At 58.5% G+C, this 12727-nt stretch carries 15 protein-coding genes; all 15 read right to left on the bottom strand.

What is annotated here, in order from left to right:
* Positions 1 to 8: 8 nt before the first annotated feature.
* Positions 9 to 920 (bottom strand): substrate-binding domain-containing protein, encoded by a 912-nt coding sequence (locus EDC14_RS08115; protein ID WP_132013774.1) that lies wholly within the window; start codon positions 918 to 920, stop codon positions 9 to 11.
* 72 nt (positions 921 to 992) lie between these two features.
* On the bottom strand, positions 993 to 1844 hold the full coding sequence (locus EDC14_RS08110; protein WP_132013773.1) for a class II fructose-bisphosphate aldolase: 852 nt from the start codon (positions 1842 to 1844) through the stop codon (positions 993 to 995).
* Between the two features lie 15 nt (positions 1845 to 1859).
* Positions 1860 to 2795: a 1-phosphofructokinase family hexose kinase gene (locus EDC14_RS08105; protein ID WP_132013772.1), complete on the bottom strand. Its 936-nt coding sequence runs from the start codon at positions 2793 to 2795 to the stop codon at positions 1860 to 1862.
* Positions 2796 to 2963: 168 nt separating this feature from the next.
* Positions 2964 to 3623, bottom strand: a complete 660-nt coding sequence (gene dhaL / locus EDC14_RS08100) for a dihydroxyacetone kinase subunit DhaL (protein ID WP_243662854.1) — start codon at positions 3621 to 3623, stop codon at positions 2964 to 2966.
* A 203-nt stretch (positions 3624 to 3826) separates the two neighbouring features.
* The gene (locus tag EDC14_RS08095) at positions 3827 to 4831 is read right to left on the bottom strand and encodes a dihydroxyacetone kinase subunit DhaK (protein WP_132013771.1); all 1005 of its coding nucleotides are present in this window, start codon (positions 4829 to 4831) and stop codon (positions 3827 to 3829) included.
* A 44-nt stretch (positions 4832 to 4875) separates the two neighbouring features.
* Positions 4876 to 5673, bottom strand: a complete 798-nt coding sequence (locus tag EDC14_RS08090; RefSeq protein ID WP_243662853.1) for a DeoR/GlpR family DNA-binding transcription regulator — start codon at positions 5671 to 5673, stop codon at positions 4876 to 4878.
* Between the two features lie 291 nt (positions 5674 to 5964).
* Complete coding sequence (gene mntR, locus EDC14_RS08085) at positions 5965 to 6453, bottom strand: transcriptional regulator MntR (RefSeq protein ID WP_165907883.1); 489 nt, start codon at positions 6451 to 6453, stop codon at positions 5965 to 5967.
* A gap of 249 nt (positions 6454 to 6702) precedes the next feature.
* Positions 6703 to 7524, bottom strand: coding sequence for a FeoB small GTPase domain-containing protein (locus tag EDC14_RS08080; RefSeq protein ID WP_132013770.1), 822 nt, complete (start codon positions 7522 to 7524; stop codon positions 6703 to 6705).
* A 127-nt stretch (positions 7525 to 7651) separates the two neighbouring features.
* A complete protein-coding gene (locus tag EDC14_RS08075; protein ID WP_243662852.1) occupies positions 7652 to 7921 on the bottom strand; it encodes a FeoA family protein in 270 nt (89 codons plus the stop codon).
* Between the two features lie 255 nt (positions 7922 to 8176).
* Entirely contained in the window at positions 8177 to 8392 is a 216-nt protein-coding gene (locus EDC14_RS08070) for a hypothetical protein (protein ID WP_132013769.1), read from the bottom strand.
* A 432-nt stretch (positions 8393 to 8824) separates the two neighbouring features.
* Positions 8825 to 9865, bottom strand: a complete 1041-nt coding sequence (locus tag EDC14_RS08065; protein WP_132013826.1) for a M42 family metallopeptidase — start codon at positions 9863 to 9865, stop codon at positions 8825 to 8827.
* 167 nt (positions 9866 to 10032) lie between these two features.
* Positions 10033 to 10251 (bottom strand): DUF951 domain-containing protein, encoded by a 219-nt coding sequence (locus tag EDC14_RS08060; RefSeq protein ID WP_424337404.1) that lies wholly within the window; start codon positions 10249 to 10251, stop codon positions 10033 to 10035.
* Positions 10252 to 10267: 16 nt separating this feature from the next.
* Positions 10268 to 11095: a mechanosensitive ion channel family protein gene (locus EDC14_RS08055; RefSeq protein WP_132013767.1), complete on the bottom strand. Its 828-nt coding sequence runs from the start codon at positions 11093 to 11095 to the stop codon at positions 10268 to 10270.
* A gap of 84 nt (positions 11096 to 11179) precedes the next feature.
* Complete coding sequence (locus tag EDC14_RS08050; RefSeq protein WP_132013766.1) at positions 11180 to 12004, bottom strand: lipoate--protein ligase family protein; 825 nt, start codon at positions 12002 to 12004, stop codon at positions 11180 to 11182.
* Positions 12004 to 12387, bottom strand: a complete 384-nt coding sequence (gene gcvH / locus EDC14_RS08045; protein WP_132013825.1) for a glycine cleavage system protein GcvH — start codon at positions 12385 to 12387, stop codon at positions 12004 to 12006. Before gcvH ends, EDC14_RS08050 begins: the two co-directional genes overlap by 1 nt.
* Positions 12388 to 12727: the final 340 nt, after the last annotated feature.

Genomic DNA, 12727 nt, shown 5'->3' with positions numbered 1-12727 from the left:
CAACGCTTTTAGAGATTGCTCTTGTCGATGATTTTCGGAGCGATCGGGATCAATTTCGGCACGTTTTTGCCTTTCAGTTTGGTCATGACCGCTTCCAGGGTCTTGGCGCCGATGGCCGCGGGATCCTGGGCCACGTCGGCTTTCCAGAGTCCGCCGCTCTTGATCTCGTTGATGCCTTCGGGATTGCCGTCAAAGCCGATCACCTGGACGTTCTTGTTGGCAGCCTTGATGGCCGACAGCGCGCCCATGGCGAACGGATCGCCGACGCCGAAGATCACTTGGAGGTTGGGGTGTTTCAACAGCATATTCTGGGTGACGTCGGCGGCTTTGGCCTGGTCGCCCGAGCAGTTCTGGACATCGACCACTTTGATGTTGGGATAGTTCTTGGTCAGGAAGTCTTTAAAGCCCTTCTCGCGGTTGACGCAGCTCTCCACCTCGGAATAGGTGACGATGGCCACCTCGCCCTTGGCGCCGGGGAGCATCTTCTTGGCCACATACTCGGCAGCCAGTTCGCCGCCTTTATAGTTGTCGGTGGCGACGTGGGCGACGGTCTTGCCGTCCGAGGAGATATCCATGGTGAAGACCGGGATCTTGGCTTTGTTGGCCAGTTCGACCATTGATTTGCTGCCGGCCGAGTTGGTCGGGCAGAGAATGATGGCGTTCACTTTCTGGGTGATGAAGTCCTGAACCTGGCTGAGTTGTTTGTTGGAGTCTTTGGAAGCATCCTGGACGATCAGTTTGACCCCGAGTTCCTTGGCTTTTTTGACCAAGGCGGACTCAATGTTGTTGTAGAAAACATGTTCCCGGGTGAGCAAGCTGACGCCGACGACCACCTGTTTCTTGGGGGCCGCGCTGACCGCGATTCCCAAAACCATGAGGATGACCAATAGTACCGAGCCTGCGTTGAACAATCTTTGCATTTCTCTCTCCTCCGCTTTTTTGTTTTTTTATTTAAAAGGGGCTCTCCCCTTTAAACCGATGGGAGTTGGCTTTCAAGCCCGCTGCGCGCTGCCGCAGACCAGGATCTTCTGCCGGACCGTCTCCTGCACGCATTGCTTGCCGGCTTTCATGAAGACCTTGGGATCGATGATCCCCGGATCCGTCAGGGCCTCCCGGACCCCTCGGGTCAAAGCGGCCCGCAATTCGGTGGCGAAATTGACCTTGCTGACGCCCAAGGCGATGCAGCGCCGCACCGCTTCGTCCGGCACGCCCGACGCGCCGTGCAACACCAGAATGACATCCACGATCGCGCGAATCCGGGCCAAGCGCTCGAAATCCAGCTTGGGTTCTCCTTTATAAAAACCGTGGGCGGTTCCGATGGCCACCGCCAATGAATTGACGCCGGTCGCCCCCACGAACTGCCGCGCTTCCTCGGGGTCGGTATAGGCCGCTTCTTTGGCGCTGACCTCCAGCCCGTCCTCTTTGCCGCCCACCTTGCCCAGCTCAGCTTCGACCGGAATCCGGACCGCCCGGGCGATCCCGACCACCTTTTGGGTGATGGCGATGTTTTCGGCCAGGGGCAGCTTGGAACCGTCGATCATCACCGAGGTGTAGCCGGCCCGCAGCGCCTGGACCGCCAGATCGCTGCTCTCGCCGTGGTCCAGGTGGAGCGCTACCGGGACCGGGCAAAGCTCGGCCGCGGCCCTGACCATGGCCTGGAGCATCTCGACTCCGGCATATTTCACCGTCGACGGGGTGGTCTGCAGCATCACCGGCGAACGCAGTTCGGCGGCGGTTTGCAGCACCGCCTGGACCATCTCCATATTCTCAATGTTGAACGCGGGCACGGCGTATTGGCCGTTGCGGGCGTCCTCCAGCATCTGTTGGCTCGTCACGAAGGACACTGGAATCCCCTCCTTTTATAAGGTAATTTTCTCGACCGCCACCCGGGGCAGCATCGCTTGAAAATCAGCGGCGGTGCACAGCAGGGTGCCTTCCCGGATCAGCGAGGCGTTGGCAGCGGCCACGCCGTAGCGGAGCATTTGATCCAAGGCCAGCTCCTGCCGGATCGCGAGGCAGATTCCGGCGACCAGGGAATCCCCGGCGCCCTGCACCCCTTTGACCTTGATATCAGTAGCCGGCGCAAACCAGGCCTCGTCCCCGCCGACGAGCACCGCGCCTTCCTTGCCCAGGGAAACGCAGACCAGCTCGACCCCGTCGGCAATGATCTCCCGGGCGATCCGCACGATATCCTGCTTGCTCCGGACCTTGACCTTGAAAGCAGTTTCAAATTCGTACAGGTTGGGCTTGACAAAATAGGGCCGGGCCTTGAGCCCCTCCAGCAGCAACTCGCCATCGGCGTCCAGCACCGTTTTGACGCCGCTCGCTTTGACCGCGGCGATCAGCGACTGATAAACGGTTTTCGGGACCCCTTCGGGAACGCTGCCGTTGAACACCATGATCGCGGCGTCGCCCGCCCCGGCGAGGACCAGCTGTTTGAGCCGTTCAAGCGCCTCCGCTCCCACATAATGGCCGTGCTCGTTAAACTCGGTCATCGTGCTGCTTTGCTCGTCGAACACCTTGATATTGGTCCGCAGGCTGCCTTCAATATCAATGAAGCGATAGCGGATGCCCAGCTTTTCAAGGCTTTCTTTGACGAAGGCGCTGTCCTCCACGTAATTGAAACCCAAACACTCGGTGGCTTCCCCCAACTGGTGGACTGCGATGCTGACATTGATGCCTTTTCCCGAAAAATCGCTGCGCGTGTGAAGGACCCGGTTCAGCCCCCCGTATTGAAAACCCTTGATGGTGATGGTCCTATCGATGCAGGGATTCAGCGTTAATGTGGTAATCAAAAGAAATCTCCCCCTTGGTGTTACTCCGGGCCGCCGTTTTAGAAACCGTGCTGGGAAGGCGAAGCGCCGGAGCCTGACAAACCGGCAAAGCCATATAAGTTGAATTCAATTTCTGTTATGCATCAGGTCTCGAATGCCGGCCATGATGGAAACATGTTGGAATTGATTTCATCCTATATCCCCGGCATGATTTTGCTGCACCCATTGGGCCATGGCGCGGAAGATGATCGAGACCGAGACCGCGCCCGCATCCTCCAAGCCCAGCGACGCCTGGCCGAAGGACTTTGCCCGGCCGAACCGGGCGACGCATTGCTTGGTGTATTCCATGCCGGCCCGCGCTCCCGCGGCTCCGGCAGCCAGGCCTTGCGCCAGGGGCTGGCCGGCGGCCGCCGCCTCCAGTAGGGCCGCGACCGCGGGTTCCACCGCGTCCACCATGGTCTTGTCGCCGACCCTAGCCTTGCCGCGTTTCTTCAGCGCAGTCAGCGACTTCTGGAAGATCTTCGCCAAAGCGGCGAGATCGATCGCTTTCAAAGGCGTCAGGCCGACGATGCCGCTGATGAAGAGCGTCCCGAAGAGCACCCCCGAGGCGCCGCCCATCGTATCCAACAGCGTCATCCCGACGCAATGAAACACCTCGTTGACACTGTCAAACTCCTTGGCCCGCAGTTCCTTCCGGACTTCCCGGAAACCCAGGGCCATGTTGGTCCCATGGTCGCCGTCGCCGATCTTCTTGTCGATCACCGTTAGTTCCGCTTCGCTGTCGACGACCGCTCCGGCCACATATTCGAACATCCGCTTGACCTCATCGACGTTGAGGGTATCGCTCAAACCGAATCACCAGCCTTCACATTGCCAAAGATTATGGGTAATTGTTTCAGTTTAAGGTCGAATATCAAAGGTCCAAAGTCACGCTTGAAACGTACCTGGGGTTTTCCAGTCTCTCCCGACTTTTGACATTGCACCTTTGAGATTGAACCTTCGACTTTTGACTTACGACTTTTGACTCTTTAACGCCCAATCGTTGCACTTCTTTAAGAACGGATCTCCCGTTTATGAAAGAAAGGCGACTCGGCGGCGGAGTTGTAATATTGCTTTAGCTCCTCGTCCAGCTTGAGCAAGGTGATGGAGAAACCGCCGGTCCCCTGGGGCGCCAGCAAGGTATCGATGAACATGTCATACGTCCTGAGGTTCCGCTGATCGAGGATAGTCTTGATCCGGCGGTTGACGATGCACAGTTCCAGCAGCCCGGTGAAGCCGAATCCGTTCAGCAGGACGGCCACTTCGTCTCCGGGGGCCGGCTGTAGGTCGGCGAGGAGCCGTTCCATCATCAGGTCGGCGATGCGGTCCGCCGGTTGCAGCTGCATCCGCAAGATGCCGGGCTCGCCGTTGAAGCCCATGCCGAATTCGATGGTTCCTTCCGCCATTTCGAACATGGCCTCGCCGGTGCTGGGCAGATAGCCCGGGGAAGTGGTTACGCCGAGCGTCCGGAGCTGATCGTTGGCTTTTCGGGCCACTCGCGCCACGCCGTCCAGGTCAAGCCCGGCAGCGGCGGCCGCGCCCGCGATCTTGAGCACCAGGGCCACGCCGGCCACGCCGCGCCGTTCCTCACGCTGCTCGAGCGGGGCCGTGGCGATATCGTCGGTCACATAGACGCAGCGGGTTTGGAACCCTTCCAACTGCAAAAGCTCCGCCGCCAACTCGAAGTTGAGCACGTCGCCGGCATGGTTGGTCGCTAAAAAAAGGACCCCTTTTTGATGATGGACCGCCTTGGTGACATTCATGATCGCCCGGGCCGGCGGCGCCGCATAGACATGGCCCAGTGCCACTCCGTCGGCCAGGCCGTAGCCGACATAGCCGATGTTCCATGGCTCGTTGCCGGCGCCGCCGCCGGTGACGATCGCCACCTTGTCCAGACGTTCCTTTAAAACCAGCCCGTTGGTGTCCGGCACTTTTTCAAACAGTTGCGGATTGGCGCACAGATAACCTTCCAGCATCTCGCGCACCATGGCCTCGGGTGAATTGATAATTTTATTCATCGCTACCCCACTATCCCTTTATAATCAGCATCGGCGGACGCTTCTCACTCGACCGGCTCGGCGACGGCCACATTGACTCCCAGTTCCCGCAGCTGTTGCACGTATTCGGGCGGCGCGTTCCAGTCCGTGATCATCAGGTCGATGCTGGTCACCGGACAGACCTTGGCCAGCGATGTCTCATGAAACTTGCTGGAGTCGGTCAGCAGGATCTTTTGCTTGGCGGAACGCAACATGCACTGCTTCACCTGGGCTTCATAGATGTTCGGCGTGGTAATGCCGTGTTCGATGTCGAAACTGTTGGTTCCCAGGAAGACCTTGTCAAAGAACAGGCCTTCGATGGCTTTCTCGGTGATCCCGCCGACGCAGGACAGGATCCGGTGCCGGACATTGCCGCCGATCAGGATGAGCTCGATGTCCTCGGCATCGATCATCTCCACCGCCAGATTGATGGCGTTGGTGACCACCACGATATTCCGCTTGTTGCCGTTTTTAATCAGCCGGATCAGTTCCAGGGTGGTGGACCCGGCGTCAAAAAAGGCGGTGTCGCCATCCCTTATGTAATCATAGGCGCACCGAGCGATGGCCTTTTTTTCGCGAATGTTCCGTTTCTCCTTCTCCTTCTCTTCGAATTCGCGCATCGAATTGGAGAGGCTGACCGCCCCGCCCCGGGTGCGTTTTAAATATCCGAAACCGTCCAGTTCTTTCAAAACCTTTCGAATCGTTACATCGGATACATTGAATATATCGCTGAGCTCCCCCACCGAAACTGCGGGTTTCTCTTGAAGAATGTCCAGAATGGCCCGTTTTCGTTCCTCACTAAGAATGGTCAACACCCCTTTCATTAAGTTTCATTTACATCCATATATTATATCGTTTTGTTTTAAATGTCAATATTTTTGAAATGGTTTCGTAATTTTCCGTAACTTTTCAGAAGCATTCCCGTTGCAAATCCCGGCCCCGTCACTTGAGGACAGAGACCGGAACGCCTTCCTTTGCTGCGATCTGAAAAGTTTCGAAAGGTTTCGAAACTTTCGTGCCGCTCCCGCCGACAAATAAAAAGACACTGCGCGGCGGCGCCAGTGTCTCTGTCATCTCAAATTGCTGACAATAGGGTTACGGTACGGGGTCTCGGCTCATTCCATGTCGTGCCGGAAAAGCCAGGCCCGGAGGAATTGCAGCGACTCATTGTCCGGATAATCGGTATGGCAGTGAATGCTTTCGAGCTCTTGGAGGCGGTTGGGGTCCGATCCGAAATAGATCACCAGGTTCCGGATGAAACGCATCGTCGCCGGCGTAATGTAATGCTCGATCCCTTCCACCTGCTCTTCCACCCGGGAATTCTCCTTGGTCAGCCGGAAAAACTCCTTCAGCTTCTCGTCGCGCCACACCAAAAAACGGCCGTAGGTCATGCCCTTTTCAGTCAGGGCGATATTGCGGTACTTTTCATAACTGATGAATCCGGCCTCGTCCAGCTTCTGAATCATCCGGGTTACCGAGGAGGGCTTCACATTGATGGCATTGGAGAGATCGATCGGCCGGATGTAACCCTGGTTGGAGACGATCCGGTAAAACATCTCCAGATAATCCTCCATGCTCTCGGTCAAGGTCATTTCCCTGGACATCGGCTTTCCCCCGTTTCCTATCCGTCTACCCCGCGGCATGGGGAGCGCGAGCGGGAGCAAGCCTTTCGCCAACCTCCACGCCTCAATTTAGCCTATGCTAAGTTTGTTTCATTCAGAACCTAAACCAGCCCCAAGGCTCTCACAATTTGAGCCACGGCAGCCATGGCAATCAGCGTCGGAAAGCGTCCGTTACAGGGGAGAAAATTGTTTGTTGCGGACCGTTTGCGCTTGCGCGGCGATCAATCAAACTCAACCGCCAAATTGCTCACAACCCTTCACCCCCTGCGCCGATTGGGAAGACGGTTGCCGTTCCCGCTCCCGCTCCATCCGCTGCAGATAACGCAGCATTTCGGCGATGATGCCCGTGTCGCCGTCCAGCAGGCGCAGGGCCACCCAACGGCTGTTGAACCTGCCCCGCAATAAACTTTCCACTGCCGGCTGGAGCGTTTGGAGCGCCGCCTCGATCTTCGGCTCATAGACCAGCTGTTTCGGCTGCCCGGTCCGCTTATGGATGGCCACCTGGTGGATGGCTTCTTTCAACTCGTCGAGTCCCACCTTATCCCGGGCGGCGGTGGGAACCACCGGTATTCCCAGGATATCCCGGAGTTTGGCGCAGTCCACTTCGATCCGTTTGCGCCTCGCCTCATCGACCAGGTTCAGACAGAGGATGGTCTTCGGCGTAATCTCCATAACCTGTAGCGCCAGATTCAGGTTCCGCTCCAGGCAGGTGGCGTCGGCCACCACCACCGTGGCGTCGGGGTTGCCAAAACAGATGAAGTCCCGCGCCACTTGCTCGTCGGCGGAATTGGCCAGGAGCGAATAGGTCCCCGGCAGATCCACCAAGGTGATGTTCTTCTGCTGATACCGATAGCTTCCCTTTGCCAGCATGACGGTTTTACCGGGCCAATTCCCCGTGTGTTGGTTCAGGCCGGTCAAACCGTTAAAGACCGTGCTCTTCCCGGTATTGGGATTGCCGGCCAAGGCGATGACGGCATCCGCCTTGGTCCCCGCATTTTGGGCCAATTCCTCCAAGAAGGCGTAAATCCCCGTGGACTGGGCCGTTAACCCCACATCAATACCCCCTTTTTGAAAGGAATCGCCGCCCGGGCGGTCCCGCCCAACGGCTCAAGGGATGGCGACGGCGACTCCCGGCTCTTTTTAAAATAACCGGCAGCCTTTACGATGCTGCCGGTCACGTTTAATCAATCGAACGAACGGTAATTTGGCGGCTTTCCTCGGCGCGCAAGGCGATGATCGCGCCCCGGATCCGGTACGCCACCGGATCTCCGGCCGGGCTTTTGCGAATCGCTTCCACGATGGTGGAAGGCACCAAGCCCAGATCCAACAGACGGTTGCGGGTGGTCCCCTCCGTCCTTACACTCACCACTTCGGCCGTTCTTCCGATGGGCAGGCGGTTTAGGCCAAACTCGGCGATACCCATCCCCGACACTCCCTTCAGCCGATACATTGGTCATCCATTAGCAGCCGGGTGATAAAGTCTTCCAATCGGAAATCATCCCATAAATGGTTAAGAATTGACTGTATCCCTTGCTTCTCTGAGCTTTTGTATTCACCCTGCCTTCGGACAGGGTCAACCACAATGCTTTTAGTAGCACCGAAACATCTCCGGGCTCACCAAAAGTTTTGCACTCTGCTAATGCTGATCTTACTATATTAGGATCCGGTCCAAAGCGTTCCTTTCGCTCCCCCGCGACCGGCCGGATCACCCCGGTCCGGGCATTTGATCATCGCGGCGGTTTCTCCTTCCGAAGCGTTTCCCGCAGGCCGCCGCCAACACGGTGCCCACGATACTGAAGACCAGGACCCACGCGTATTTGCGAAACATCCAAAACCCCGCCGCCAGGCAGGCCAGCCGTATCGCCCAGGCTTTGGCCCTGTTCTTTCCTTCAACCGGCAGCATTCCCGTTGACCTTTCCAAAGCACCCGGATCATCCGATCCATACTTCCGGCGGTTCTGCTCCCGCCAGTCCCGCCAAAGGATTTGCTCTATGCTAATTTACTAATAATATATGGTTTTGGGCCTGGGTTGGTCCGTCGCCGCCATAAAAAAACCGCGCTTGGCGACGCGGTTTGGGAAACTTTTTTCACCCACCGGGGTTCTCTGCTCCGGCCATGCTCCGCCCGGCGCGGTTCCGGAATTCCCGCCTCCGGCGCCGGAAAACTCGCCCGGGGTCCGGAAAAGCTATCCCGAAGCCTGGGAATGTTCGCCCGTGACCCGGGAATGTTCGCCCGATACCCGGGAACGCCCTCCCGAAGCTTTGGAAGGTCCGCCCCGCGCCCGGGACGGCTTTCCGAAGCCTCCGGAAGGTTCGCCCGGGTCCGCGGCGGGAAGGCCGGAAGCCCCGCCGGCTCAGGCGACGGTGAGGTACCGGAGGAGCAGCTCGATGGTTGCCACGATGGAATCGATATGGGTCCGTTCGTAGGCATGGGAGGCGAAGACGCCGGGACCGACGAGCGCGGTCCGGATATCCCAGCCCGCGCGGAGCGCCGCCGAAGCGTCCGAACTGTAACGGGGATAGACGTCGATCCGGTACGGAATCGCATGGCGCTTGCAGATCTCCACCAGCTCCTTCCGGAGCTCGAAGTCATACGGACCGGAGGAGTCCTTGGCGCAAATGCAGACGCTGTACTCCGAGGAGTTTTGTTCCACCCCGGGCGCGCCCATGTCGACCCCGATGTAATCCTGGGTCTTCGCCGGCACGGCGGCGCAGGCGCCGTGGCCCACCTCCTCATAGTTGCTGAGGTAGAAATGGGTGGTGTGGGACAGCTTCAAACCGTTTTCCGTGATATGGCGCAGCACATAGAGGAGAACGGCGACGCCGGCCTTGTCATCGAGGTAGCGGCTCTTGATGAAGCCCCGCTCGGTGACGACGGTCCGGGGATCGATGCAGATGAAGTCCCCGACCTCGATACCCAAGCGGGCCGTGTCCTCTTTGGAAAACACCTTTTCATCCAGGACCACTTCCATATTCTCCGGGGTCCGTTTCAACTCGCGGGCGTCATCCCCGCTGATATGGACCGACGGCTTGATCGTCTGGATCGTGCCGCTATACGAGGTGCCGTCCAGGGTGACCACCGTGCAATTGGCCCCTTCCACCGCGGTCATCATGAAGCCGCCGATCGGCGCCAGCGCCAGGGTTCCGCCGGGTTTGACCGCCTTAACCATGGCGCCCAAGGTATCCGTATGCGCGGTGAGCGTTCGCTGCCGTTCATCGTCCAGACCCGGCAGCGTGACGAGGAGCGCCCCTTTTCGCGTGGCCGAGTAGCCCAGCCCCAGCGCAGCCAATTCCTGTCCCAAAAACTGCATGATCGCGCCGGTATACCCCGAGGGGCTGGGAATGGCCAGGAGCCGCCGGAGGTAGTCGAAGATCTGCTGCTGATCATAGTTCATCATCTTTTTTTCGGACCCCTTTCGCAAAGTGATATTTTGCTCCCGAAATGCCTTTCCGGCGTGCCAGAAAGACTGCATCCCAAAATGAAACAATCCGTCCCCCTGGCCGGAGAACGGATCCGATGCGCTTGCCGGAAGCAATACTGTTTTGAACCGCCTCCGCTGCGCTATTCCTCGGAGCCGGGAGTCAAGCCGGACTCGGGGAAGACCGACTTCACCACGGTCTTCACCGACTTTTCAAATTGGGGGCGGGAGAGCATCACCACCCGGCCGCATTTGACGCATTTGATCCGGAAGTCCATGCCGACCCGCATCACTTCCCAGTCGGTGCCGCCGCACGGATGAACCTTGCGGAGCCGGACAATGTCACCGATGTAAAATTTCACGTTGATTCACCCACTTTCATGTCCATCGCGACAGGGGCAATTTGATCCCGGCGTCGCGGAACCGTTCGGCGATGAGGATCCGCAGCTCCCGTTCCACCTGCCATTGGCCGTCGGGCACCGTCCGGGCGACCACCCGGAGAATCACCGCCGTATCGGCCAGGGCTTGCACGCCGACGAAGGTGGCGGGCTCGACGAGCTCGGGATGGCTGCGGTTGAAGTCGGCCAGGCCGGCCTGGATCTCGGCGGCCACCTGCTGCAGATTGTTGTCGTAGGCCACGGGGATGTCGACCAGCGCCAGCATGGGCGAGTCATTGTAATTGGTGACCCGCTCGATTTTGCCGTTGGGGATGATATGCAACTGGCCGCCGAAATCCCGGACCTTGGTGACCCTGAGCCCGATCTCCACCACCTTGCCGGTGACATCGGCGATAGTCACCCGGTCGCCCACTTGAAACTGGTCTTCCAGCAAGATGAAGAAGCCGGTGATCACGTCCCGGACCAGGCTTTGGGCTCCGAAAGCCACCGCCACGCCGGCGATCCCCGCGGTGGTCAGGACCGACCCCACCGGCACGTTGAGCAATTGCAACACCGTGACAATGGCGACAAAGTAAATCAAATACCGGCAGACGCTTTTCAACAGCGCCTCCATGGTCTGGGAGCGGCGCTCCTCCAGGCGGCCCTGGAGCTGTTTGGTCCGGAAGACGCGGCCAATCAGCTTATTGGACAGGGTCAGCACAAATTTGGCCGCCACGATGACCAAAACGATCTGTATCAGCCGGTATAATAAATCATCCAAATTGATCCGCTGCGCGATCCGCGCGATCCAAAGCAACAATTCTTTCAACCCTTTCCGCTCCCATCCGAATCATTGATGATGCAATATTCCGTATTGTTCCGATAGCAAGCGGCTCCGGCTCCCATTGCCCCTTCACGCCAGCCGGCTGCCTTGGGTATGGCCGCGCCGCAGGTTCCAGGGGTCATTCCCGTATTTCCCCGCCGCCAATCGCTGCGCCAGCATGACCTCGTCCGGGGTCAGCTCGCCGGATTGCAATTCGATCCCATACCGTACCTGAAACGCATCGACAATGGCCTTTGCCAGCCGCTCCGGTTCCACCGGCCGGCCCAACCCGGCCAACGAGGTGACCCGGCCGGCCATCTCCCGGCAGAAATCGGCCTCCGGTACCGCCAGTTTTAATAAGGATGCCAGATCGGCGGCGGAAAAATCCAGCAGAATCGAGCCGTGTTGCAAAAAACTCTGCTCCTTGCGGAGCTGGGCGCTGCCCACCAGCTTCCGGCCGTCCACCGTCAATTCATACCAGGAGGGGGCGTCAAAACAGGCCCCCGTCTGGGAATGCCGGGCGATCCCCTCCAGATGAAGATCGGCCGCCACGCCAAACTCCTGAAAGGCGGCGACCAGCGCCAGTGCGATATAGCGGTACGATTCGCGCAAACCTTCCGGAACCCCGTCCCGGGCGCCGGCGATCACCGCGTAAGTGAGCTCCCGGTCGTGCAGGACCGCCCGCCCCCCGGTGGTCCGCCGCACCAGGCCGAATCCTCCGCTGCGCACCCGTTCCAATTGTACTTCCCGCTCCAGATCCTGAAAGTAACCCACCGACAAGGTCGGCGGATCCCAGCCGTAAAAGCGGAGCGTCGGCGGGGCGTCCCCCGCCAAATAACTGCTGAAGACCGCTTCGTCGACCGCCATGTTCCAGGCCGGATCGGCGATCCGGTATTCGAGGACGCGCCAGGCCATCACGCGCCGACCAAAGCGGCGTAATCGGCGGCGCTCAATAACTCATCCAGTTCTTTTTTATCCGTAATCTCAATCAGCGCAATCCAGCCTTTTTCATAAGGATCCTGGTTCACCAGTTCCGGGCTGTGCTCCAAGCTATCGTTGACTTCCAAAACTTCTCCACTGATCGGCGCATAGATCTCCGACACTGCTTTGACCGATTCGATGGTGGCCATCGCGCTTTTGGCGACGACCCGCTCGCCGACGGCCGGCAGATCCACAAAAACCACATCCCCCAGTTCCTTCTGGGCGTATTCGGTAATCCCCACGGTAACCCGATCCTTTTCGATTTTTACCCACTCGTGTTCGCGGGTGTATTTCCGATCGTTTGGCAACAAGCTCATTACCTCCTTCATTTCATACCCACCATTTTTTCGACGACCCCACAGACTTTCCTCTATCCGGGCCAAGAAATTTTTAAATTAATTTTCATATACGGCCGGCCACTCACCCGCTCGCCGCCCCGATCCGGCGGCGTCGGTTTCAAAATGGGTATGCTCGCGACACACCGGATCCGGTCGGTTGTCATATGATAAACTGATTGACCGGTTCCGGAAAGGAGGGCAGTATCGTGTTCAAGCTGTTAAAGGCCATTCTCGATCCGTATCTAAAGAAAACTGGCAAAACCATGATCCTCATCTGGCGCCGCAGTAAAACGGATAACTGTTGACTCCGGCGCAGCAT

It is taken from the genome of Hydrogenispora ethanolica (genome assembly GCF_004340685.1).
GTDB classification, from domain to species: domain Bacteria; phylum Bacillota; class UBA4882; order UBA8346; family UBA8346; genus Hydrogenispora; species Hydrogenispora ethanolica.
This window is presented reverse-complemented; position numbering and strand designations above follow the sequence as displayed.

Excerpts from the sequence above, each read along its gene's own strand:
- EDC14_RS08065 (WP_132013826.1), bottom strand. The coding sequence starts at position 9,865 with ATGAACTATGATCAGCAGCAGATCTTCGACTACCTCCGGCGGCTCCTG.
- EDC14_RS08050 (WP_132013766.1), bottom strand. The coding sequence starts at position 12,004 with ATGGCCTGGCGCGTCCTCGAATACCGGATCGCCGATCCGGCCTGGAAC.
- EDC14_RS08095 (WP_132013771.1), bottom strand. The coding sequence starts at position 4,831 with ATGAATAAAATTATCAATTCACCCGAGGCCATGGTGCGCGAGATGCTG.
- EDC14_RS08075 (WP_243662852.1), bottom strand. The coding sequence starts at position 7,921 with ATGTATCGGCTGAAGGGAGTGTCGGGGATGGGTATCGCCGAGTTTGGC.
- gcvH (WP_132013825.1), bottom strand. The coding sequence starts at position 12,387 with ATGAGCTTGTTGCCAAACGATCGGAAATACACCCGCGAACACGAGTGG.
- EDC14_RS08090 (WP_243662853.1), bottom strand. The coding sequence starts at position 5,673 with ATGAAAGGGGTGTTGACCATTCTTAGTGAGGAACGAAAACGGGCCATT.
- mntR (WP_165907883.1), bottom strand. The coding sequence starts at position 6,453 with ATGTCCAGGGAAATGACCTTGACCGAGAGCATGGAGGATTATCTGGAG.
- EDC14_RS08115 (WP_132013774.1), bottom strand. The coding sequence starts at position 920 with ATGCAAAGATTGTTCAACGCAGGCTCGGTACTATTGGTCATCCTCATG.